Source organism: Streptomyces sp. NPDC008238 (genome assembly GCF_042956445.1).
Classification (GTDB): Bacteria; Actinomycetota; Actinomycetes; order Streptomycetales; family Streptomycetaceae; genus Actinacidiphila.
Genome location: NZ_JBIBGK010000022.1, coordinates 17,556 through 39,481 on the forward strand (window position 1 = coordinate 17,556; position 21,926 = coordinate 39,481).

The 21,926-nt window shown below is 74.2% G+C and carries 23 protein-coding genes; 14 read left to right on the forward strand and 9 right to left on the reverse strand.

Annotation, left to right across the window (positions count from 1 at the left end; all coding sequences use genetic code 11):
- Nucleotides 1-21 precede the first annotated feature (21 nt).
- Both ACFZAU_RS31725 and ACFZAU_RS31730 read right to left on the reverse strand, forming a co-directional pair.
- Complete coding sequence (locus ACFZAU_RS31725) at nucleotides 22-783, reverse strand: MBL fold metallo-hydrolase (RefSeq protein WP_500555012.1); 762 nt, start codon at nucleotides 781-783, stop codon at nucleotides 22-24.
- Between the two features lie 167 nt (nucleotides 784-950).
- Nucleotides 951-1,154, reverse strand: a complete 204-nt coding sequence (locus ACFZAU_RS31730; RefSeq protein ID WP_018557881.1) for a cold-shock protein — start codon at nucleotides 1,152-1,154, stop codon at nucleotides 951-953.
- A gap of 184 nt (nucleotides 1,155-1,338) precedes the next feature.
- Between ACFZAU_RS31730 and ACFZAU_RS31735 the strand changes: the two genes are divergently transcribed.
- Together ACFZAU_RS31735 and ACFZAU_RS31740 are read left to right on the forward strand one after the other, a co-directional pair.
- Nucleotides 1,339-1,896, forward strand: a complete 558-nt coding sequence (locus ACFZAU_RS31735) for a zinc-binding metallopeptidase family protein (protein ID WP_500555013.1) — start codon at nucleotides 1,339-1,341, stop codon at nucleotides 1,894-1,896.
- Between the two features lie 188 nt (nucleotides 1,897-2,084).
- Nucleotides 2,085-3,020, forward strand: coding sequence for a Ppx/GppA phosphatase family protein (locus ACFZAU_RS31740; protein ID WP_500555014.1), 936 nt, complete (start codon nucleotides 2,085-2,087; stop codon nucleotides 3,018-3,020).
- Nucleotides 3,021-3,048: 28 nt separating this feature from the next.
- Here the strand turns inward: ACFZAU_RS31740 and ACFZAU_RS31745 are convergent, their stop codons facing one another.
- Nucleotides 3,049-4,278 (reverse strand): PP2C family protein-serine/threonine phosphatase, encoded by a 1,230-nt coding sequence (locus ACFZAU_RS31745; protein ID WP_500555015.1) that lies wholly within the window; start codon nucleotides 4,276-4,278, stop codon nucleotides 3,049-3,051.
- Nucleotides 4,275-5,885, reverse strand: a complete 1,611-nt coding sequence (locus ACFZAU_RS31750) for a sensor histidine kinase (RefSeq protein ID WP_500555092.1) — start codon at nucleotides 5,883-5,885, stop codon at nucleotides 4,275-4,277. Before ACFZAU_RS31750 ends, ACFZAU_RS31745 begins: the two co-directional genes overlap by 4 nt.
- A gap of 207 nt (nucleotides 5,886-6,092) precedes the next feature.
- On the opposite strand from ACFZAU_RS31750, the gene ACFZAU_RS31755 reads away from it, so the two are divergent.
- The 8 genes from ACFZAU_RS31755 (at nucleotide 6,093) to ACFZAU_RS31790 (ending at nucleotide 11,466) form a co-directional block, all read left to right on the forward strand.
- Entirely contained in the window at nucleotides 6,093-6,476 is a 384-nt protein-coding gene (locus ACFZAU_RS31755; protein WP_500462595.1) for a hypothetical protein, read from the forward strand.
- Nucleotides 6,476-6,907, forward strand: coding sequence for a response regulator (locus tag ACFZAU_RS31760; protein ID WP_500462594.1), 432 nt, complete (start codon nucleotides 6,476-6,478; stop codon nucleotides 6,905-6,907). Before ACFZAU_RS31755 ends, ACFZAU_RS31760 begins: the two co-directional genes overlap by 1 nt.
- Before the next feature lie 102 nt (nucleotides 6,908-7,009).
- Nucleotides 7,010-7,468 carry an ATP-binding protein gene (locus ACFZAU_RS31765; RefSeq protein ID WP_499608479.1) on the forward strand — a complete coding sequence of 153 codons (459 nt, stop codon included), beginning with the start codon at nucleotides 7,010-7,012 and terminating at the stop codon, nucleotides 7,466-7,468.
- 152 nt (nucleotides 7,469-7,620) lie between these two features.
- Nucleotides 7,621-8,187, forward strand: a complete 567-nt coding sequence (locus tag ACFZAU_RS31770; RefSeq protein ID WP_499608476.1) for an NADPH-dependent FMN reductase — start codon at nucleotides 7,621-7,623, stop codon at nucleotides 8,185-8,187.
- Between the two features lie 54 nt (nucleotides 8,188-8,241).
- Nucleotides 8,242-9,096 (forward strand): PP2C family protein-serine/threonine phosphatase, encoded by an 855-nt coding sequence (locus ACFZAU_RS31775; protein WP_500555016.1) that lies wholly within the window; start codon nucleotides 8,242-8,244, stop codon nucleotides 9,094-9,096.
- Between the two features lie 48 nt (nucleotides 9,097-9,144).
- Nucleotides 9,145-10,338, forward strand: coding sequence for a PP2C family protein-serine/threonine phosphatase (locus tag ACFZAU_RS31780; RefSeq protein ID WP_500555017.1), 1,194 nt, complete (start codon nucleotides 9,145-9,147; stop codon nucleotides 10,336-10,338).
- 130 nt (nucleotides 10,339-10,468) lie between these two features.
- Nucleotides 10,469-11,089 carry a DUF1349 domain-containing protein gene (locus ACFZAU_RS31785; protein ID WP_500555018.1) on the forward strand — a complete coding sequence of 207 codons (621 nt, stop codon included), beginning with the start codon at nucleotides 10,469-10,471 and terminating at the stop codon, nucleotides 11,087-11,089.
- 17 nt (nucleotides 11,090-11,106) lie between these two features.
- Nucleotides 11,107-11,466, forward strand: coding sequence for a hypothetical protein (locus ACFZAU_RS31790; RefSeq protein WP_500555019.1), 360 nt, complete (start codon nucleotides 11,107-11,109; stop codon nucleotides 11,464-11,466).
- A gap of 374 nt (nucleotides 11,467-11,840) precedes the next feature.
- Here the strand turns inward: ACFZAU_RS31790 and ACFZAU_RS31795 are convergent, their stop codons facing one another.
- Nucleotides 11,841-12,185, reverse strand: coding sequence for a hypothetical protein (locus ACFZAU_RS31795; protein WP_500555020.1), 345 nt, complete (start codon nucleotides 12,183-12,185; stop codon nucleotides 11,841-11,843).
- A 211-nt stretch (nucleotides 12,186-12,396) separates the two neighbouring features.
- Between ACFZAU_RS31795 and ACFZAU_RS31800 the strand changes: the two genes are divergently transcribed.
- Nucleotides 12,397-13,797, forward strand: a complete 1,401-nt coding sequence (locus tag ACFZAU_RS31800; RefSeq protein WP_500555021.1) for an aldehyde dehydrogenase family protein — start codon at nucleotides 12,397-12,399, stop codon at nucleotides 13,795-13,797.
- A 561-nt stretch (nucleotides 13,798-14,358) separates the two neighbouring features.
- Nucleotides 14,359-15,129: a hypothetical protein gene (locus tag ACFZAU_RS31805; RefSeq protein WP_500555022.1), complete on the forward strand. Its 771-nt coding sequence runs from the start codon at nucleotides 14,359-14,361 to the stop codon at nucleotides 15,127-15,129.
- 61 nt (nucleotides 15,130-15,190) lie between these two features.
- On the opposite strand, the gene ACFZAU_RS31810 is transcribed toward ACFZAU_RS31805, so the two are convergent.
- Nucleotides 15,191-16,114 carry an RNA polymerase sigma-70 factor gene (locus ACFZAU_RS31810; RefSeq protein ID WP_500555023.1) on the reverse strand — a complete coding sequence of 308 codons (924 nt, stop codon included), beginning with the start codon at nucleotides 16,112-16,114 and terminating at the stop codon, nucleotides 15,191-15,193.
- A gap of 405 nt (nucleotides 16,115-16,519) precedes the next feature.
- Between ACFZAU_RS31810 and lexA the strand changes: the two genes are divergently transcribed.
- The gene (lexA, locus tag ACFZAU_RS31815; RefSeq protein ID WP_500462584.1) at nucleotides 16,520-17,218 is read left to right on the forward strand and encodes a transcriptional repressor LexA; all 699 of its coding nucleotides are present in this window, start codon (nucleotides 16,520-16,522) and stop codon (nucleotides 17,216-17,218) included.
- 21 nt (nucleotides 17,219-17,239) lie between these two features.
- On the opposite strand, the gene ACFZAU_RS31820 is transcribed toward lexA, so the two are convergent.
- Both ACFZAU_RS31820 and hemC read right to left on the reverse strand, forming a co-directional pair.
- The gene (locus ACFZAU_RS31820; protein WP_500555024.1) at nucleotides 17,240-17,914 is read right to left on the reverse strand and encodes a ThuA domain-containing protein; all 675 of its coding nucleotides are present in this window, start codon (nucleotides 17,912-17,914) and stop codon (nucleotides 17,240-17,242) included.
- 86 nt (nucleotides 17,915-18,000) lie between these two features.
- A complete protein-coding gene (gene hemC / locus ACFZAU_RS31825; RefSeq protein WP_500555025.1) occupies nucleotides 18,001-18,936 on the reverse strand; it encodes a hydroxymethylbilane synthase in 936 nt (311 codons plus the stop codon).
- 156 nt (nucleotides 18,937-19,092) lie between these two features.
- On the opposite strand from hemC, the gene ACFZAU_RS31830 reads away from it, so the two are divergent.
- Nucleotides 19,093-20,823 (forward strand): ArnT family glycosyltransferase, encoded by a 1,731-nt coding sequence (locus tag ACFZAU_RS31830; protein WP_500555026.1) that lies wholly within the window; start codon nucleotides 19,093-19,095, stop codon nucleotides 20,821-20,823.
- Between the two features lie 54 nt (nucleotides 20,824-20,877).
- Here the strand turns inward: ACFZAU_RS31830 and ACFZAU_RS31835 are convergent, their stop codons facing one another.
- A complete protein-coding gene (locus ACFZAU_RS31835) occupies nucleotides 20,878-21,801 on the reverse strand; it encodes an SAM-dependent methyltransferase (RefSeq protein WP_500555027.1) in 924 nt (307 codons plus the stop codon).
- Between the last annotated feature and the right edge of the window lie 125 nt (nucleotides 21,802-21,926).

Sequence of the window (21,926 nt, forward strand, 5' to 3'; positions counted from 1 at the left end):
CCGACCGCCCCGGCCGGCGCCTCAGGAGCGGTCCGCGGGCGCGCTGCGGCGCAGGTAGCGTTCCGCCACCTCGCGCAGCCGGTCACGGCCGAAGCTGCGCCCGTGGCCGGGGTGGACGACGGAGACGTCGAGCCCGGCGAGGAACGCCGCCGTGCGCCGGTAGGACGGCACGTCGGACTCGGGCAGGTCGTCGATGAGATGGCCGTCGTAGACGGCGTCGCCGGAGAACAGCACCCCGGTGCGCTCCTCCAGCAGGCCGACGGAGCCGGGCGTGTGGCCGGGCAGGTGGACGACGGTGAGGACGCGGTCGCCGAGGTCGATCCGGTCGTCCCCGCTCACGGTGCGGGTGAGCGTCACCGGGCCGATTCCGTAGCCGCCGGGGTCGTACCCGGGGTCGGGCAGGGCGTCCAGGAGCAGGTCCGGGAAGGAGTCGCCCACCTCCTCGGCGCCCAGACGCTCGGCGAGTTCGGGCCCGTACAGGCTGGCCGGCACCCCGCGCGCCAGGGCGGCGGCGTCCGCGGTGTGGGCGGCACGGTCGGTGAACTCGTGGGCCCCGCCGACGTGGTCGAGGTGCGCGTGGGTGAGGAGCAGCAGCGGGTCGCGCGCGAGGACGTCCGGGATCTCCCGGCGCAGCGGCACCACCCCGAGCCCGGCGTCGACGACGAGGTCGCGCTCGGAGCCGCGCAGCCACCACACGTTGGCCTTCACGATCTGGTGGACGCGGGGCTCGCTGATCCGGACGAGGCCGTCCTCGACGTCGCGTTGCTCGTACCAGTGCGTCATACCGGCCCAGTGTCCTCGCCCCTGGCCCGGGCCCGGCGGCGGGCCCCGCAGGAAGTGGGGCGGGGCAGCGAAGGGCGGGGGCCGGACACGGAGACGGGGTGGCCGGGCCTCCCCGGCAGCGGTGAGAGCGCTGCCGGCGACGACCCGGCCACCCCGGTCGCGGACCATCAGTTGCGGATGATGTTCTCCGCCTGCGGGCCCTTCTGCCCCTGGGTGACGTCGAACGTCACGGCCTCACCCTCGACCAGTTCGCGGTAGCCGTTGCCGGCGATGTTCGAGTAGTGCGCGAACACATCGGGGCCACCTCCGTCCTGTGCGATGAAGCCGAAGCCCTTTTCCGAGTTGAACCACTTCACGACGCCTGTCGCCACCGCGTCCATCCTTCACGTGCCAGCTGAAGAGCCACGCCGACTGCGTGACCCGCGGTCGTCTCCTGCCGGAGACGGCCACGGAGCCCTCTTTACCCGATGCAGGGCGTTTTTACGCCGGGTCCTCGCATCTGTACGCCCCCTGCCGCAACGGACCGCCTCGCGGCGGGTTCCCCCGGGCACCGCCGTGCGCGCGTTCGGCAAGGAGGCGCTGGAACGGGTGACCGCGGCCGTGCACCGCATCGTGACCGCCGAGTGCGCCGCCTCCGGCTGCCCCCGCGAACCCTCCGTCCGGGTCCTCGCGCGGTCGCATCCGACGCTCGCGGACCCCGGTACGGCCGCCGCCGTGCGGCGGGCGCACGAGCGGGCCCTCGGCGCGGGGCGGGTGGCGGTCTGGCCCGCGTCCACGGCCACCGAGGACTTCCCGCTGTACGGCCCGGCGGGGGCGGCGCTGCACGGCGTGGGCGACGTACGCACCGCCTACTGGATGCTGGGGTGCGTCGGCCCGGAGCAGTGGGCGCGGACCCCGGGTGCGGGCGCCGCGGCCAGGATGGCGGCGCTGCCGCCGAACCACTCCCCCGCGTTCCGTCCCGATCCCCGGCTCGCCGTCCCGGCGGGCGTCACCGCGCTGACAGCGGCGGCCCTGGTCCAGCTGGCGGGCGCGGCTCAGGTGACGGACCAAGGGCCCCCCACCGGGGCGGAATTGGCCGTTCCACCCGCTCCGGCGCCCCGTCAGGTGCCGTGAGCGGCTGTGTGCTCTGCGCAACGATCTCGTCAAAAGATCTTGACTTGGCGGCGCGCCGGGCCGTGAATAGGACGGCGCGCTGCCCGTCCCCGGGAGGAACAGCCGTCTCCGGGGAATGAGGAAGGTGCGATGCCACAACGGGGTGGAGGTACGGATTGAAGACACAACGGAAGGTACGCAGAACTGGAGTGCTCGACGTCGGGTGCCACAGCGCCCTGCTGACGATCGTGGAGCGGCGGGAGGACTCGCCGCTGGAGCCGGTGCTGGCGCGCAAGGTGCGGCTGCGGCTGCACGAGACGCTCGACGCCGCGGGACGGCTCGACCGGTCGGGGGTGCGCAGCGTCCAGCACGCGGTGGCCCGGACCCTGGCGGCGGACGGTGGGCGTTCGCTGCCCTCGGTGTACGCGTTCGCCACCTCCGTCATCCGGGACGCGCCGAACCGTGACGAGGTCATCGCCCAGGTCGCCCGGACCACCGGCACACGGCTGCGGGTGCTCTCGGGCGAGGAGGAGGCCCGGCTCGCCTATGTGGCCGCCCGCCGCTGGGCCGGGGAGGAAGGACTGCCGCTGCTGGTGCTGGACATCGGCGGCGGCACGGTGGAGATCGCGGACGGCACCGGGCAGCAGCCCCGCGCGGTCCACTCCTTCCCCCTCGGGGCCCGCGCCGTCAACCGGCGGTGGGACCTGGTGGAGGCCGTCGGCTCGAAGCGGCGACTGCACGAGGTCCGGGACCGTCTACGCGCGTCGGTCGGCGAGCTCGGCGACACCCTGCCGCGGGCACCGCGCGACGGACGGGTGCTGGCCTCCTCGAAGACGTTCACCCAGCTGGCGCGGCTCGCGGCCGCCCGCGGCGTGTCGGACGAGGGCCCGGACCGCCTGTCGCTGCGGCAGGTCCGGGAGATCGTGCCGGTGCTCGCGGCCATGGGCCCGGCGGGGCGCGCCAAGCTCCCGGGCATCTCCCGGCACCGCGCCGGTCAGTCGCTGGCGGGGGCGCTGGTGGCCGAGACGCTGATGGAGATGTGCGGGGTGGACAGCGTGGAGATCTGCCCGTGGTCCACCCGCGAGGGGCTGCTCCTGGAGCGCCTGGAGTCGCCGGCCCCGGCCGGCCGCCACCGCGCCGTCTGAAGGGGCCGGCGGGCCCGGGGCTCCCGCGTCAGCTGTCGCCGGTCCGCGGGGGCCCGCCCGTCCCGGCGCCGGCGGCCGCCGTGACGTCCCAGTCCAGGCGCAGGACCGCCAGGTCGTCGGTGTGGCGTTCCTCGTTGAGGTCGCGGACCTGCCGGATCAGCGCGTCGAGGTGGGCGTCGGGCCCCGTCACGGGGGTGCGGGCGAGCAGCCCCAGCAGCCCCTCCGAGCCGAGCCGCTCACCGCCGGGGCCGGCGTGGCCCTCGATGAGGCCGTCGGTGTAGAGGGTCAGGGTGCCGCGCTCCGGCAGGTCCAGCACGGTGGCGGGCCACTGGTCCAGGCCGGGGGCGATGCCGAGGGCGACGCCGTGCACCGCCTCCGCCGGCCGCGTCACGCCGCCGGTGGTCAGCAGGGGCTCGTGGTGGCCGGCGAGGTGCACCGTGGCCCGGGAAGCGGCGAGGTCCAGGGTGAGCAGCGTGCACGTGGTGAACAGGTCGGGGTGCGAGCGTTCCGCGACGAGCATCCGCTCCAGCAGGCGCAGGAGTTCCGGGCCGCGGTGGCCGCCCAGGGTCAGCGCGCGCCAGGCGATGCGCAGGCAGACGCCCAGTGCCGCGGCGTCCGGGCCGTGGCCGCTGACGTCGCCGATCACGGCGTGGACGCGCCCGTCGTCGGTCTGCACCACGTCCAGGAAGTCGCCGCCCAGCAGGGCGCTCTCCCGTCCCGGGAGGTAGCGGCTGGTGGCGGTGACGGCGGGGGTGGTGAGCAGCGGCTGCGGCAGCAGGCCCCGTTCGAGGCGGGCGTTCTCCTGCGCCCGCAGCCGGCCGGCCTGCAGGTCGGCCCCGGCCCGTTCGACCTGCTTGCGCTGCACGGCGTAGCGCACGGCGCGCTGCAGGAGTTCCGGCTCGACCTTGCCCTTGACGAGGTAGTCCTGGGCGCCGGTGGCGAGGGCCCCGGAACCGGCCTGCCCCTCCGCGAGGCCGGTCAGCACGATGACCGCGGTGCCGGGGTCGGCGCGCTGGATCTCGGCGACGGCGCCGAGGCCCGTGGCATCGGGCAGGTGCAGGTCGAGCAGTACGCAGTCGGCCGCCCGCTGGGACAGCTCGAAGCAGGCGTCGGCGAGGGTCTTGTGCCAGACGAGGGTGTACCGCAGTGAGGTGTCGGCGAGCAGTTCCGTCACCAGCAGGGCGTCCCCGGCGTCGTCCTCGACGAGCAGGATCCTGTGGTGCGTGACCGGTGCGAGCGGGGTGGGGGGTGTCGTCACGGTCGGGGCTCCCCCGCGCCCCCGTCGGTATCCGCCGTGGCGGTCCCGGGCCCGGTCTCGGGCACGGTCTCGGACTCGAGCCCGGGGTCGGGCTGCTGCTGTGCGGGGAGGGTGAAGGCGATGCGGGTGCCGGGGCCGTACTCCGGGTCGATGGCGATGGTGCCGCCGTGGAACTCGACGATCTTCTTGCACATGGCCAGCCCGATGCCGTTGCCGGGATAGGCGTCCTTGGTGTGCAGCCGCTGGAAGATCACGAAGACCTTCTCGGCGAACTCGGGGTCGATGCCGATGCCGTTGTCCGTGACGGAGAACCGCCACAGGTCGCCGTCGCGCCGGGCCGCGACGTGGATCCGCGGCGCCCGTTCGGGGTGGCGGAACTTCACCGCGTTGGAGATCAGGTTCTGCCAGAGCATGCCCAGCTGCGTGGTGTCGCCGACGACGGTCGGCAGCGGGTCGCGGGTGATCCCGGCGCCGGACTCCTCCAGGGCGACGCTCAGCACATCCTCCGTGTCCTCGGCGATCCGCTCGAGGTCCACGGTGCTCTGCTGGTTGTGGACCCGGCCCACCCGGGAGAAGGCCAGCAGGTCGTTGATGAGGGTCTGCATGCGGTTGGCGCCGTCGACGGCGAACGCGATGTACTGGTCGGCGCGCTCGTCCAGCTGGTCCCCGTAGCGGCGCTGCAGGAGCTGGGTGAAGCTCGACACCTTCCGCAGCGGTTCCTGGAGGTCGTGCGAGGCGACGTAGGCGAACTGCTCCAGCTCGGCGTTGGAGCGCTTCAGCTCGGCGGACTGCTCGTCGAGCATCCGCCGGGCCCGCTCGGCGAAGGAGAGCTCTTCCGCGAGCCTGCCGCGCATGGCCTCCACGTCGCCGCCCAGGCGCCGCAGGTCCGCCGGGCCGGTCGCGGTGATGGGGTGGTCGAAGCGGCCGCGCGTCACGTGCCGGACCTCGTTGCCGAGCCGCTCCAGCGGCCCGTTGATGCCGCGGCGCAGTCCCTCGAAGACGAGGACGGCCAGCAGCACGATGACCGCGGCGATGGCGGTGAACACCCCGTTGCGCAGCCGCACGGCGGCGTCGAGCTGGGTACCGGCGGTGACGCGGGCCTGCCGCAGGTGCTCCTGCTGGCCGCTCAGGGCGCCGCGGACCCGGTCGAAGGCGGCCCTGCCCTCGTCGGCCCGCTCGGTGGCGAGCGGCACCGGCTGCCCCGGCGTGGCGGAGACGGCGGCGACGGGCCGCGCGATCAGTCCCTGCCAGGCCTCGGCGGCGTCCACCACGCCGTCGAGGTCGGCGCGCGCCCGCGGGTCGTCCTCGACGAGGGGACGCAGCCGCTCGAGGGCGGTCCGCTCGTCGGTCAGGCCCTGGGTGTACGGATCGAGGAACTGCCGCTGCCCGCTCAGCCCGTAGCCGCGGACGCCGGTCTCCTGGTTCACCAGCGCGGCCTCCAGCCGGATGGCGTTGACCAGCGCCGGGGAGCGCTGGTCCACCAGCTGGTCGGTCAGCGCGGTGCTGCGGTCCAGCGCCCATATCCCGAGCGCGCCCAGCGCGGCCAGCACCGCGAGGGCGAGGCTGACGCCGACGCGGAGCCACCGGCGGGTGGTCCAGGCCGACATCCGGCCCGGGCCGCGGGCGTCGTCGGGGACGTGCGCCGCCGCCTCCGGTCCGCCGCCGGCCCCCTGCACGATCGCCTCGCCCGTTGCCACGCTGCACACCCTCCGCTTCCCTCTCCGCCGTTCGGACGCCCGAAGGCGGAACCCACTGTAACGGCCACCCGACAACACTTGTTGTCGTGCGATGTGGCAGGTCCTAAGGTGGGGGCCATGCCTGGCACCCACTTCGCTCCGCGCCTGTCGGAGGAGGAACTCGCCGCACTGGCGATCGGCGCGGTCGACGACCTCGCCGGGCGCCTGGCCCGCCGTGCCCTCCGCCCGCTCACCGTCCCCGGGACCACCGCGGACGACGGTACCGAAGCCCGCGGTGAGGCCCTGGCGTACCTGCACATGCTCAACCTCCTCCAGCAGGCGATCGCACACCTGGAGGACCTCGCGGCCGAGCAGGCGGCCGCCGCAGGTGCCGGATACCCCCAGATCGGCCGAGCCTGCAACATCAGCCGCCAGGGCGCCCGCCGCCGCTGGCCCGGCCTGGTGACCAGCGACACCCCCCACCGTCCTTCGCGGCGCACCGACCGGACCCGGAGCCAATGATGATGATCGCCCCCGCCCGCCCCCACGACGTGCTGCTGGTCGAGGACGACCCCGCGGACGCCATGCTCATCGGCGACGCCCTCGCGGAGCGCGGCGCCCGCAACCTCACCCAGGTCGAGGACGGCCTCGCGGCGCTGGAGTACCTGCGCGACCCGGCCAACCGGCTGCCCGACCTGATCGTCCTGGACCTCAACATGCCGCGGATGAACGGCCACGAACTGCTGGCCATCCTCAAGAGCGACGAGGAACTGCGCGCGATCCCCGTGGTCGTGCTCACCACCTCGGCCGCGCCCGACGACGTGACCGGCGCCTACCGGCAGCACGCCAACGCGTACGTGACCAAGCCCGTCAACCTGGACGACTTCGAGCGGGCCGTGCACAGCATCGACGCCTTCTACCTGGACACCGTCACCAAACTGCCCCGCCGGTGAAACCGGCCGGGAGCCGATGAGTCACCGGCGGAAAACGGGGTAGACGGACGGCTGGCCGCGCCTGAGCGCGGCCGGCCGGGAAGCAGTACGAAAGGCACCACCATGGAACCGAGGCTGGACGGCCGCCCCGCCCACTTGGCCGACTGGCCCTGCATCCACGCCGGATTCGCGCACGAGGGCGACTCGGAGGCGATCTCCGCGGCGCGCAGGTTCGCCGCCGACTTCCTCGCCCGCGTCCAGGGTGAGCACGGCGTCCCGGTACCGGTCGAGACGGTCGAGACCGCGCAGCTCGTCGTCAGCGAGCTGGTCACCAACACCTGCAAGTACGCACCCGGCCCCGGCCTGCTCGACCTCGAGGTGGACGTCGACACGGCGACCCTGCTGGTGTCCGTGTGGGACACCAGCAGCACCCTCCCGCTGGCCCGCGCCGCCGAGCCGGGACGGATCGGCCAGCACGGCCTGGAGATCATCCTCGCGCTGTGCGAGGGCTACGACGTGCAGCGCCAGCCGGTGGGCAAGCGGATCACCGTCCGCGTCTCCCTGGAGCCCCGGGTCCGCTGAGGCACGCGGCTCCACGGCCGTGACGGCGATCGGGTGAACCCCCCGGCCCGCCCGGTTCACCGCCGGGCGCGCATGGAAGGTGCCTCACGCGCCGGACCGCCTTTCCGGCGCCCCGCCCGGCCACCGGAACAGGACCGTCCAGGAGCAGCACCATGACCAGGATCGCCGTCATCCTCGGCAGCACACGCCCCCGGCGCCTCGGCGAGGCCGTCGCGCAATGGGTGTACGAACACGCCGCGCTGCGCGGCGACGCCGAGTACGAACTGGTCGACATCGACGACTACGACCTCCCGCTGCTCGACGAGCCGGTGCCGCCGTCGATGGGGCAGTACAGCCGTCCGCACACCTTCGCGTGGGCGGAGAAGATCGGCTCCTTCGACGGCTACGTCTTCGTGACGGCCGAGTACAACCACTCCATCCCCGGAGCGCTCAAGAACGCCATCGACTACCTCTTCGCCGAGTGGAACAACAAGGCGGCGGGCTTCGTCGCCTACGGCAGTGTCGGCGGGACCCGCGCGGTGGAGCACCTGCGGCTGGTGATGGCCGAGCTGCGGGTGGCCACCGTCCGCGCGCAGGTGGCGCTCTCCCTCTTCCGCGACTTCGCCGACATGAGCCGCTTCGAGCCCGGCCCGCGCCGGGCGGGTGAGCTGGAGGTCGTCCTCGACGAGGTCCTGGCCTGGAGCGACGCGCTGGCGCCACTGCGCCGTACACCGTCCTGATCTTGCCCCCGCCCGGGGTTCCCTCCCGCCGCGGCGCCCTCGTAGGGTCCTGCCATGGACGGACGACAGGGGGGCGGTACGCCGGGGTGCGAGCGGTGCGGTGGGACGGTGGCCCCGGACGGTCACTGCTGGGACTGCGGCGTCGCTCAGAGCGGGTACAGGTCGCGGGTGGAGGCCGTCGCGGGAGGCGCGGCCGGGGTCACCGACCGGGGGAAGCGGCGTGAGGTGAACGCCGACGCGATGGCCGTTACCACGGCCGGGGCCTGGACGATCGGCGTGGTGTGCGACGGGGTGTCCATGTCCCCGCGCTCCGAGCGGGCGGCACGGCTCGCCGCGGAGGTCGCCTCGGGCGCGCTGGCGTCGGCCTTGCTCGCGGGTACCGTGCCCGAGGTCGCGCTGGAGGACGCGACGCGGCGCGCGGGACGCGCGGTCGCCGCACTCGCCGTCACCCCGGACGAGGCACCGGCCTGCACCTTCGTCGCGGGCGTCACCGGTCCCGGCGGGCTGTGGTGCGCGTGGATCGGTGACAGCCGGGCGTACTGGCTGCCGGACGAGGGCCTGGCCCTCGCGCTGACCGACGACGACACGGGCGAGCTGGAGGCCCTGACCGGCTGGCTCGGCGCCGGGAACGGCGACCCCGTACCAAGGGTGCGCAGCGGCCGCCCGGCCGTCCCCGGCCACTTGCTGCTGTGCACCGACGGGCTGTGGCGGTACCTCCCCGGCGCGGAGGAACTGCGCGCCGGGCTGACCGCGACGCCCGCCTCCGGGGCCGGCGCGACGTCGCTGGACGGCGCCCGTTCCCTGGTCGGTCACGCGCTCGACGCCGGCGGCCACGACAACGTGACGGCGCTGCTGCTGCCCGTTCCCGCCGACGTACCGCCACGGGCGGGGTCGGCGGGAGAGGTGTAAGCAAGAGGTATGCGTCTTGCAGCACCACGCGCACGCACGTACTGGTCCGTGGAGCGGAATCCCGCCCTGATAGCGGTCCCGGTGCTGCTGATCGTGGCGATCGTCATCAGCGACCTGGTGATCCCCACGGAGGGCCACCTGGGTCCGCTCCTGGTCGTGGCACCGGCGCTGACCGCGTCGTTCGGCGGGCTCCGGCTCACCGCCCTGATCGGCGGGCTGGCGGTGGCGTCGCTCACCGTGGTGTCGGTGGCCGACGGCACCATCACCACCTCGTACCGCCAGAGCGAGATCATCGCGCTGGTCCTCGTCTCCGCCTTCACCGTGCTCTTCGTCAGGCTGCGCGAACGGCACCAGGCCGAGCTGCAGCAGGTGCGCTCGGTGGCGGAGGCCGCGCAGCAGGTCGTCCTGCAGCCCCTGCCGGAGCGCATCGGCCCGCTACGGATCGCCTTCGACTACCAGGCCGCCGAGGACCAGGCCCGGATCGGCGGCGACCTGTACGCGGCGGTGCGCACGCCCGGCGGCACCCGGCTGCTCATCGGGGACGTCCGCGGCAAGGGCCTGCCGGCGATCGGCGACGCCTCCCTGCTGCTCGGGGCGTTCCGCAGCGTCGCCTACCGCGCCCCGCCGCTGCCGGCGATGTACGCGCACCTGGAGGCGACGGTGTCCTGGAAGGCCGCGCAGGGCTGCGGCGACGGGCTGCAGGAGGACGCTGCGGTCGAGTCGTTCATCACCGCGATCCTGGTCGACTTCCCCGACGACCGTCCCGAGGTCCGCATCCTCAACTGCGGCCACCCGTCGCCACTGCGGCTGGCCGAGGACGGTCTCGCCGCGCTCGACCCGACCCAGCCGGCGCCGCCAATCGGCCTGGGCCTGCTGCAGCCCTCGCACCCCGGCGTGGACACCTTCGCCTTCGGCCCCGGCGACGTCCTGCTGCTGTACACCGACGGCGTGACGGAGGCGCGTGACCCGTCGGGGCGCTTCTACCCCCTCGCCGAGCGCGTGGCGTCCTGGCAGGGCCGCCGGACCCCCGAGGACCTGGTGCGGCACGTGCGCGAGGACCTCCTCGCCTACAGCGGTGGACGGCTCGGGGACGACGCCGCGCTGATCACCGTGTGCCGGGAGCCGGCGGGCATCGGGCTGTCGCACGGACCGCCGGCGGTCGACGGGCCGTCGGCCCTGTCCGGGGGGCCCGACCCCGGTTCCTCCACGCGCGTGCCGCCCTTCGGCTCCGAACGGGAATGACCTCTCCCCGCGTCCCGGCGTCCCCGCCCGTGTTCCGCCGCCGGAGCGCTGATCTACGCTGGGCCCGCCCACGCCAGCGGCGGCCCCGTGGCATCACGCCCAGGGGCCCGCCCCACCGGAAGGACGGTCCATGAACGAGCAGCGCCCGATCGACTGGGACGAGGCCACGTGGCTCAACGCCCCGCAGCACGCCGAGGCGGACGGATACGGGTTGCTGGTCACCACCCGGGACCGCAGCGACTTCTGGCGCACCACCGGCTACGGCTTCGTCCGCGACGACGGCCACGCCCTGCTCGCCGCCTTCCCGGCGGACTCGTCGGTGGAGGTGACCTTCCGCGCGGACTTCGACACGCTGTACGACCAGGCCGGGCTGATGATCCGGGTCGACGCCGAGACGTGGATCAAGGCCGGGATCGAGATGTCCGACGGCGTGCCGCACCTCGGCGCGGTCGTCACCCGCGGGGTCTCCGACTGGTCGCTGGCGCCGGTGCCGGACTGGGCCGGGCGCTCCGTCACCGTACGCGCCAGCCGTTCCGGGGACGCGGTGACGATCCGCGCGCGCCGCGACGACGGCCCCTGGCGGCTGGTACGGCTCGCGCCGCTCGCCCCGGACGCCGCCGCCGGCGCGGGACCGTTCTGCTGCTCCCCCGAACGTGCCGGTCTGCGGGTTGCCTTCACCGGATTCACGCGGGGCGCGGCCGACTCGGCGCTGCACGAGGAGCCGGCACAGGCCGGCACCGGGGGCCACTGAGATCCGGTGAGGACACGATGGGCTTCGTTGGCGAGACCTGGCGGGTGCTGAGCGACGGCGAGCCCGTCGGTGACATCACGGTCGAGGAGGCCGACTTCCCGTGGCTGTCGGGGCGGTTCACACCCGCCCCGGCGTTCGCCCGGGTGGGGCCGCTGTTCGCCCGCGAACTGGACCTGATGCAGACCGCGATGACCGCGCCGGCCGAGGATGACGAGCCCTGGGCCGCGTGGGAGGCGGCGTACGCGGAGGTACGGCGCGCGGTCACGCTCTCCTCGCCCTCGGGGCCCGTGGCGGAGTTCCTCCTGCACATCGAGGACGACCAGGCCTGGTTCCGGTGGAGCGACGAGCCCTTCGACGACGACTCGCCGAGCGACTGAGCCGGTACGGCCTCCCGGGCCGTCGGCCTCCCGCCCGCTGAACGCTGAGCCTGGTAGTGGCACTACCAGGCTCGCTCCTTGACGTCACGACCTGGCGGTCGCAGCGTGGGGGCTGTGGACAAATAGTGGCAAAGGCAACATTTCGAACATCACCACTTGACCGAAGGACGTCACAGTCCGCGGGCGGGGGTGGGGCGCCGGCCGGAACGTGCGGCGCAGTGGCCTTTGAACCGCGTCCACGCCCAGGAACCGACCTGGCTAGGAGAGTTCTCATGCGTATTTCCAAGTGGCCCCTCGCCGCAGTGGCAGGCCTCGCGCTCGCCCTTGGGGGTGCGGCCTCCTCGGCCGTCGCGGCACCGACGAGCTCACCGGCCTCAGCGGCGGTCAGCTACGCCGAGCACGGCGGTGGCGGCGGCGGTGGCGGTGGCCACGGCGGCGGCGGTGGCGGTCACGGTGGTGGCGGCTACGGCGGCGGCGGCTACGGCGGTTACGACCGCGGCGGCGACCACGGTGGCGGCTGGGGCGGCGGTTACGACCGCGGCTACAGCGACTACGGCTGGGGTGGCGGCGGTGGCGGTCACGGTGGTGGCGGCGGCGGCCACGGTGGTGGCGGCGGCGGTCACGGCGGTGGCGGCGGAGGCCACGGCGGCGGCGGTGGCGGCGGCCACGGTGGCGGCGGCGGCGGAGGCCGGTAACACCTCCACCAGGGAGCGGTCCACAACCGTTCCCCGGTACCAGCAGGACAATCTGCGACCGGCCGCAGCAGGCTTCTGACCAGCGTTTCGGCGGTCGCGCACCTCACGGAAGCGGAAGCCGCGCCCACGGGAGACCGGTGGGCGCGGCTTCCGTTCTTCGTACCCGCGCGAAGTCCGCGAGATCCGGCGCATCGCACCGGACACAGGGAGCACCGGACACCGGAAGGGAAACTCGATGATCGTGTACGACAGGCTGTTCATCGGTGGTGTCTGGACCGCGCCCGCGCATCCCGGCCCCCTGGACATCCGCTCCCCCCACGACCGCTCCCTGCTCGGGCGCGCCGCCCAGGCCGCACCCGGTGACGCCGATGTCGCCGTCGCCACGGCGCGCGCGGCCTTCAACAGCGGGCCGTGGCCGCACACGGACCCCAAGGAGCGGCAGGAGGTCGTCCGCCGGGTGAACGCGCTGCGCGAGGAACGCGCGGCGGAGGCGGCCGCGCGGGTGTCCGCCGCGACCGGGACGCCCCGCCGGTTCACGGACGCGGAGCAGGCCTCCCTCACGCGCCGGGTCGACGCCTGTCTCAAGGCCGCCGAGGAGCTGGGCTGGGACGAGACCGTCCGTCCCTGCGACCCCACCCCCGGCCACGACACCATCGTGCGGCGCGAGGCCGTGGGCGTCGTCGCCGCGGTGATCCCGCTGCAGTGCCCGTTCTCGACCGCCACGGCGCGGCTGACGCCCGCCCTCCTGGCGGGCAACACCGTCATCCTGAAGGTCGCGCCGGAGACCTCACTGGCCGTCGGGCTGCTGGCCGAGCTGTACGCGGAGGCGGGGCTGCCCGAGGGCACGCTGAGCGTGCTGCCCGCCGACCGCGACACGGGCGAGTACCTGGTGACCCACCCGGACGTGGACGAGATCGCCTTCACCGGTTCCACCGCGGCCGGGCGCCGTGTCGCCTCGCTCGCCGGGGAGCAACTCAAGCCGGTCCGCCTGGAACTCGGCGGCAAGACGGCCGCGATCGTCCTGGAGGACGCCGACCTCGGGCGCACGGTGCGGGGGCTGTTCGCCTCGCTCGGCGACAACGGCAGGATGTGCGCCGCGCGGACCCGCGTCCTCGCGCCCCGCCGCCGGTACGAGGAGGTCGTCACGGCCGTCGCGGACGCCGTCGGGACGCTGAAGGTGGGCGACCCCGCGGACCCGGACACCTCGATCGGGCCGAGGGCAGGCCCGGAGCGGCAGCAGCGCCTGATGTCGTACATCGACCTCGGCGTCGAGGAGGGCGCCCGCCTGGTGACCGGAGGCTCCCGGCCCCCCGCCGGCCTTGAGGACGGCTACTACGTGACGCCGACCGTCCTCGCCGACGTCGACCACCGCATGCGCATCGCCCAGGACGAGATCTCCGGCCCGGTCCTCACGGTCATCGCCCACGACGGCGACGACGACGCCGTGCGGATGGCCAACGACTCGGAGTACCGCCTCTCCGGCGGCGTGTGGTCCGCCGACCCCGAGCGCGCCGTCGCCGTCGCGCGCCGGCTGCGCACGGGCGCCGTGCCCGTCAACGGGACCGCGACGGGCATGGACGCGACGACCGGGCTCGAGGGGTACGTCGTGCACCGGACGATCACCCGCCCCCGCTGAGCGCCCGTCCGGGCGGACGGGGGTCGGGACGCGACGCGGCCGAGGAAGCCGCGGGCCCCGGCCGGGGCGTAGACCTCGTCGTCCGCACCCCACACGGCCGGCAGCGGTCCGGGCACGCGTTGCCGTTCTGCGTCACGATCCCGGTGATCCGCGCCGGGGCGCGCAGCGCCAGGCACCGGCCGCTGGCCTCCGCGTGGCCGTGGGCGTACGGCGCGTGCCGGTCGACGCCGAACCGGTCCAGCAGGGCGGCCGTGACGTCGGCGAGGGCGGGCGAGCACCCGGTAGGGGTCGGCGAGCAGCGGGATGAGGTGCCGGAACACGTGGGAGCCGGCGGGGAAGCCGTGCGGCAGGAGCACGACGGGGGCGTCGCGGGGGCGCGGATTCACGCGGTTGCCCGCGCACCGGGTGCCGCCTTCCGCGTACGGAACGGCGGCCGGTGCGTCACCGCACAGCGCCGCACCGGGGCGCAGGCGGAGTGAGTAGGCGTACTCATGCCCGCATCGCGGCCGGCCGGGACGATGGAGCCAACGGATCGGCCGGAGAGGGAGGTTGGAGGCGGGCATGGGGAGATTCCTGGGCGCGGTGCTGGCGTTGGCGGTGACCGCGGGGGCGCTGGCCCTGGTCTACGCGGTGGGGGCGCCGCTGCCGGTGGTCCTGGGCGTGGGAGCCGGGGTGCTCTGCCTGCTGTGGCTGCTCGTCCTGCTCACGGTGCCGTGGAACGTCTACTTCCGGGCGCAAACGGTGCTGGCCGAGATCTCGGTGAGCCGGGGGAAGGGGCTGACGGTCCCGCAGGCGCGGGACGCCGAGGCCACGCGCATCGCCCGGACGATGCTGCGGGTCGCCCTGGCGGGCCATCTGCTCACGGCGGCGGGGGTGGTGGCGGTCACGGTGGCGACCGGCCACGGCGCGGGGTACTGGATCGCCGCGTTCTTCCTGCTGAGCACGGTGTTCCGCCCGGCGGGCGCGTGGTTCGGGCAGCTGCGCGGGCGGCTGGGCGCCCTACTGAAGGACGTCACCTATCCGCGTGACGACGTCGTGGGGCTGAAGCAGCGTGTCGAGCGCACGGACAGCGGCGTCAAGGTCCTGGAGGGGAAGGCCGAGGAGCAGTACCGGGCCCTGGCCGAACTGCGGCGCACGGTGGACGCGCTGGGGGTGTCGGTGTACGAGCGGGCCGAGGACGCCGACCGCCGGATCACCGCGCTGGCGCGGGAGTTCGAGGCCACGATCGACCGGCTCACGGACAACGAGGAGATCATCACGGGCCTGAAGGCCTTCCTGCGGCTGCTGCGCGCGGGCGACGCAGCCCCGGGCCGCGCCGCGGCCGACGGCTGATCTCCAATGCCCGACGGAGGGCACCGGCCCGTACGGACAGGAAGGACGCCCGGAGCCGGCCTCAGGCGGACGGCGCGCCCGAGCCCGCCGCCACGGCGCTGAAGCCGGTCAGCTTCGCCGGGTTGAGCACCCACATGAGCTGGTCGATGCCCTGTTCGGTGGCGCTGATGGCCAGCAGCGCCATCGGCGCGCCGCCATGGACGACGAGCGCCGCGGGCCGGCCGTTCGCCTCGACCCACACCACCTCGGTGTCGGGCCAGAAGCGCGGCGCGAAGGCGGCGAGGAACTTCGCCACCTTTGCGACGCCGGAAACGGGGATTTTGGCCGCGTTGCGCACGGCGCCACCGCCGTCGCCGTAGTTGACCACGTCGCTGGCGAGCAGCTTCTCCAGGCCGGCCATGTCGCCCGCCCTGGCCGCCGCCACGAACGCCTCGAGGAGCCGGCGGTGCTCCGCCGTGTCCACCTGCTCGCGGCGGCCGGCGGCGATGTGCTTGCGGGCGCGGCTGACGAGCTGGCGGGAGTTGGCCTCGCTCAGGTCGAGCACGGCGGCGATCTCCCGGTACGGGTAGTCGAACGCCTCGCGCAGCACGTATGCCGCGCGCTCGGTGGGCGTCAGACGCTCCAGCAGGAAGAGCACCGCGATCTCCACCGCCTCGCCGCGTTCGGCGCCCAGCGCCGGGTCGGCGCGGGTGTCGACGGGTTCGGGCAGCCAGGGGCCGACGTAGCCCTCGCGCCGGACCCGGGCGGACTGGGTGACGTTGATCGCCAGCCGGGTCGTCGCGGTGGTGAGGAACGCGGTCGGGTTCTCCACGACGTCGCGGTCCGCCGCCTGCCATCGCAACCAGACGTCCTGGACGACGTCCTCGGCCTCCGCGGCACTGCCGAGCATCCGGTAGGCGATGCCGAACAATCGGGGGCGCAGGGCCGTGAACACCTTCGCGGCCTCGTCGAGCGAGCCGTCGTGCTCCGCGTCCCCTTGCTGCATCGTCGCGTTTTCCTCCACCGTCACATTCGGGCCGCCTGCTCGTTCCAGCGTACACAGAGGGCGATTTCCCCCGGGCCGGGGGGCGCTCGGCGCCCGGGCCGGGTCCCGGTGGTGCGGGACGGCGTCTCCCTTGTGTCGTGCGTTCCTCAGGGCGGCGAATTCCCGTCGCATTCCTGCCGCATTCCGGTTCCCTGCCGGTCCTTCCGGCCCGCAGGCGCACGTGACCCCCAAAGAAGACCGGGCAGCGGATCCGTTTGTGACTGCCGGATTCAAAGGGCCGTCCCGGCCGGGTCCGCGCGATGTGTGCGCGGATCTTCACCGAATTTCGCACACGCGTTCCAAAAATGCCGTGGAACAGGGTAACGTTACGTATTGCAGCAGCATCCGCACAGGGAGGGACGGGGCATGGAGCCCACCACTACGACAGTGCGCCGTGGGCGACCCCAGGGCTCGGACAACCCCGGCCCCGACGGGCTGACCAACCGTCAGTCCCGCATCGTCGAGGCGATCCTGAGCTCGGTGGAGAACCGCGGTTTCCCGCCGTCGATGCGCGAGATCGGTGAGGCCGTGGGCCTGGCCAGCACCTCCTCGGTCGCCCACCAACTGGCCGTGCTGCAGCGCAAGGGCGTGCTCGAGCAGGATCCGCACCGGCCGCGCGCCTACCGCGTGCGGTGCTCCTGGCCGTCGCAGCACGCGTCCGAGCCGGGCTCCGAGCCCGTCAGCGCCTCCCCGTCCGCGCGCGTGCCGGTGATAGGCCGGATCGCGGCGGGCACCCCGATCCTCGCGGAGGAGCAGGTCGACGAGGTCTTCGTGCTCCCCCGGCAGATCGTCGGCGCGGGCGAGCTGTTCGCCCTCAAGGTGGTCGGCGACTCGATGACGGGTGTCGCGATCTGCGACGGCGACTGGGTCACGGTGCGCAGTCAGGACGCCGCCGACCACGGCGACATCGTGGCCGCGATGATCGACGGGGAGGCCACCGTCAAGCGGCTCAAGCACGACGGCGACCGGGTCTGGCTCATGCCGCACAACCCCGCCTATGACCCGATCCCCGGCGAGGAGGCGGTCATCCTGGGCAAGGTGGTCGCCGTGCTGCGACGCCTCTGAACCCGGACCCGCCGCCCCCTCTCAGTCCGCCGCCCCGGGCAGCACCGACCGCAGCCCGCCCAGCAGATGGGCCCGGAAGGCAGCGTCCCGGTAGGCCTGTGCGGAGTGCCCCAGCGCCGTGTAGAAGACGGGTCCCCCGCCGTACTCGTGGCACCAGGCCAGCGGATGGTCGGTGCCCATCGAGCCGCCCGCGTACGAGGACTCGTCGGCGGAGGCCAGCACGCGCACGCCGGGACGGGGGCTGCGGTCGAAGTCGTACCACTCGTCGGTGACCTTCCAGGTCGCGCCCAGGTGCGCGGTGGCCGGGTGGGCGGTGTCCTCGACCAGGACCGTGCCCGCCTGCAGGGGCGGATGCCCCGTGAAGCGCGCGCCCAGCAGCTCCCCGTAGTACGGCCAGTCGTACTCCGTGCAGGCCGCGGCGTGGACGCCCATGAACCCGGCGCCGTCCGCGTGGTGCGCCACGAGGGCGGCCCGGCCGGCGTCGCCGAGCACCTCCCCGCTGGTGGACAGGAACACCACGGCGTCGTAGGCGCGCAGACGGGTCCCCTCGAAGTCCTCGGGGCGTTCGGTGGCGTCGACCCGGAAACCGTGCCCGGCGCCCAGTTCGGTGAGGGCCCGGACGCCGTCCGGGATCGAGTCGTGCCGGTAGGCGGTGGTGCGGGTGTAGACGAGCACACAGGGGTCGCGGCGGGACAATCGGCCCTCCAGGGCGGTGACGGACGGCGAGCGGCCGCCACCAGTGTCCCCGGCGCCGCCACGGCGCACGCGGCGGCCCCGGCCCGTCAGTGCCCGATGCTGTCGATCAGCTCGCGGGCACCCTGCCGCAGCAGCGCCACCGCGACCGACGTGCCGAGCGTGGCCGGGTCGAGGGGACCCGCCCATTCGTGGGCGTCCAGGACGGTCTTGCCGTCCGGCGAGAAGACCCGCGCCCGCAGCGAGAGCCGGCCGTCGCGTTCGGCATGGGCGTAGCCCGCGATCGGGCTGTTGCAGTGGCCCTGCAGGACGTGCAGGAACATCCGCTCGGCCGTGGTCTCCCGGTGCGCGGCCGGGTCGCCGAGGTCGCTGACGACGTCGATCGTCTCGGCGTCGCCCTCCCGGCACTGCAGGGCGAGGACGCCCGCGCCGATCGGCGGGATCATCGTCTCCACCGGCAGCACCTCGCTGATGACCTCGGTCCTGCCGATCCGCTCCAGCCCGGACACGGCCAGGAGCAGCGCGTCCGCCTCGCCCGCCGCGAGCTTCTCCAGCCGGCGGTTGGCGTTGCCGCGCATGGGGACGCAGGTCAGGTGCGGGTGCGAGGCCGTGATCTGCGCGATGCGGCGCACGGACGAGGTGCCGATGCGCGTGCCCGGCGGGAGCCGGTCGAGGGTGAGGCCGCCGGGGTGCACCAGGGCGTCACGGATGTCGTCCCGCTTGAGGAACGCGGCGAAGACCGTCCCGGCGGGCAGCGGCCGGTCGGCGGGGACGTCCTTCACGCAGTGGACGGCCAGGTCGGCCCGGCCCTCCAGCAGCGCGGCGTCGACCTCCTTGGTGAACGCGCCCTTGCCGCCCAGCCGCGCGAGGTCGCCCATCCAGCGGTCACCGGAGGTGGTGACGGGCACGACCTCCGTCCGGATGCCGGGGTGGAGCGCGGCCAGCTCCGCGCGGACGCGCTCGACCTGGGCGAGCGCCATCGGGGAGGAGCGGGAGACGATGCGGATCAGCTCGGGAACTGCCATGCGCCCACGGTACGACGTCCGCCGCGCGGCCCGCGCAACACCCCGAACCCCACGCGCCCGCCCGGCCACGGGGCTAGTGTGTCCCGCGGCGCCCACCGGGAGGGCGCCGGCGCGGGGACACGGCGCCACAGGGACGGGCGACGGGGTAAGCGCACCATGACGCAGGAACGGCCCTCGCCCGCCGCGCTGTCCCCCGAACCGGCGACGCCCGCCGCCGTCACCACCGCTCCGGTGCGCCGCTTCCCGGCCCCCGCGCCACGGCACCGCCGTCCGCTGTACGTCCTGGCCGTGCTGGCGCTCCTCGCGCAGATGGCGTGCGCGATGGTCACCACCGCCGTCCGGCAGACGCCCACCATCGACGAGCCGGTGTACGTGGGCACGGCGACGGTCTACCTGCGCGAGCACAGCCTGCGGTTCAACCCCGAGCACCCGCCGCTCGGCAAGCTGGTCATCGCCAGTGGGCTGGTGTTCGCCCACCCGCGCCTCGACCCGGACTTCGAGGGCGACCAGACGCAGCTCGGCCGCAGCGTGCTCTACGAGTCCGGCAACGATCCGTGGCGCCTGATGCTTGCGGCCCGGCTGCCGATGATCGTACTGACGCTGCTGTTCGGACTGGTCGTGCTCGCCTTCGCGCGCGATCTCACCGGCCCCGCCGGAGGGCTGCTCGCCCTCGCCCTCTACGCCTTCTCGCCGGACGTCGTCGCACACGGCTCCCTCGCCACCCTCGACGTCCCGGCGGCCGGTTTCCTGCTCACGTCGGTGTGGGCGCTGTGGCGGGCGCAGGAGCGTCCGGGACGCCACCTGCCGCTCGCCGGCGCGGCGTTGGGCGCGGCGCTCGCCACGCGCATGAGCGCGCTTCCCGCGGTGCCGGTCCTGCTGCTCCTCGCCGCCCTGTCGGTGTGGCACGCGGGTGGGCGGGGCACGGCTGGGAGCGGTGCAGGGCGGGCCGGTACCGCCCGGTCCCTGCGGCGCGCCGCGGTGGCGGCGGGCGGGGTCGGGCTCGTCGCCGTCGCGGTGGTGTGGGCCTCCTACCTCCTCGTCGACCCCCGGCTGCGCTGGACGGCGCCCGACACCCTGCCGGCCCTGCACGGTCTGCGGGGCCCGGCCGTGGAAGCGCTCCCGCTCCCCCGGGCGTACCGCGACGGGATGGCGGTCCAGTTCGGCTTCGAGGACTCGACCTTCGAGGGCTTCCTCTTCGGCCGCCACTACCGCGGGGCGCTCTGGTACTACCTGCCGGCCGCGGTGCTGGTGAAGACCCCGCTCGGCATGCTCGCCCTGTGGCTCGCCGGCGCCGCCGCGCTGCTCGCCCTGCCCCGGCTGCGCCCCGCCGCCCCGTACCTGCTCGTCCCCGCGGCCGTGCTGACGGCCGCCGCCATGACCGGCTCCCGGGACTTCGGCGTCCGCTACGTCGTCTTCCTGCCGATGTTCGGGGCGGTGGCGGCGGCCTGCGTGGCCCTCGTGGCACGGCGCTGGGCGGGGCCGGCGGCCGCGGCGCTCGCCGTCCTCGTCGCCGTCAGTTCACTGCGGACCTTCCCGTACTACCTGCAGTACTCCAACGAGGCGTTCGGCGGCACGTCGAAGACCCATCTGCGGCTGCACGACTCCAACGTCGACTGGGGCCAGGACCTGGGCCTCCTCGCGGACCGGCTCCGCGAACGCCACCCCGGCGAGCGGGTGTGGCTGGTCTACAAGGGCAGCGGGGTCCCCGCGTACTACGGCATCCACGCCGCCGACCCGCGCGAGGTCCCCGCGGACCAGGTCCACGGGCTGCTCGTGGTGTCGGACTCGGCGGTCGCCAAGGCGGAGGGCCGGCTGGCCGAACTCATCGCCGGCAGCGTGCCGGTCGACGAGGTGGGGCACTCGATCACGATCTACCGCCGCGACTGACGCCGGGCGCCGCCGCCCCCGTCCTCGGGGAGGGCGGCGCCGGGTGCCGCGGCGTCAGGGCTTGCGCGCCACCACGGCGTAGACGTTGATGTCCGCGTCCGTGACGTCGGTGATGCTCCGGTAGCGGATCTTGTCGATGTCCTCCAGGCCCTCGACGAACTCCGGGGAGGCGTCGGCGTGGGCGGCGAGGGTGTCGTCGACGCCGTCCGGGCGCCAGTGGTGCACGGGGACGAGACCCGGCTCCACGATCTCCAGGCCGTTATCCGTGACGAACCGCAGGACCTCGGCGTGCCCGCGGAGCACGAAGGAGAAGCCGCGGTCCTGGTAGGTCTTGGCGACCTTGGCGATCTGCTCGGCGTTGAGGTCGGAGGTGAGGTGGCTCAGCACGACGTGGCTGCCCGAGGGCAGCGCGTCGACCAGGTGCTTGACGATGCCGTACGCCTCGTCGTCCTCGACGAAGTGCAGGACGGCGACGAGGACGAGCGCGACGGGCTCGGTGAGGTCCAGCGTGCCGGCCGCGTCGCGCAGGATCGCGGCGGGGTCGCGCAGGTCCGCGTCGATGTAGTCGGTCCGGCCCTCGGGGCCGCTGGTCAGCAGGGCGCGCGCGTGGGCCAGGACGACGGGGTCGTTGTCGACGTACACGACCCGCGCCCCGGGGACGAGGCGCTGGGCGATCTGGTGCACGTTCTCCTGGGTGGGCAGCCCGGTGCCGATGTCGAGGAACTGGCGGATGCCGGTCTCGCCCGCGATGTGGTTCACCGCGCGGCGCAGGAAGTCGCGGTTGTGCCGCACGTCCAGGTAGCCGCGCGGATTGGCGGCCAGCGCGGCCGCGGCCGCGTCGCGGTCCACGGGGTAGTTGTCCTTGCCCCCGAGGAAGACGTCGTAGACGCGCGCCGGATGCGCCTTGGTGGTGTCGATCCGCCTGCGGAGCTGCTCGGCGGAGTCGTAGTCGTTGGGAGCGTCGCTGCCGCTGGTCATGGCCATCCCCTGGGACTCGGATACGCGATCTGATCAGCACACAACTTAGCTGGTGAAACGGCCAGTTGGTGCCACTCCGCGGGGCTCCCCGGGGCGGTCCTCGCAGCAGGCGGCGCAGAAAGGCC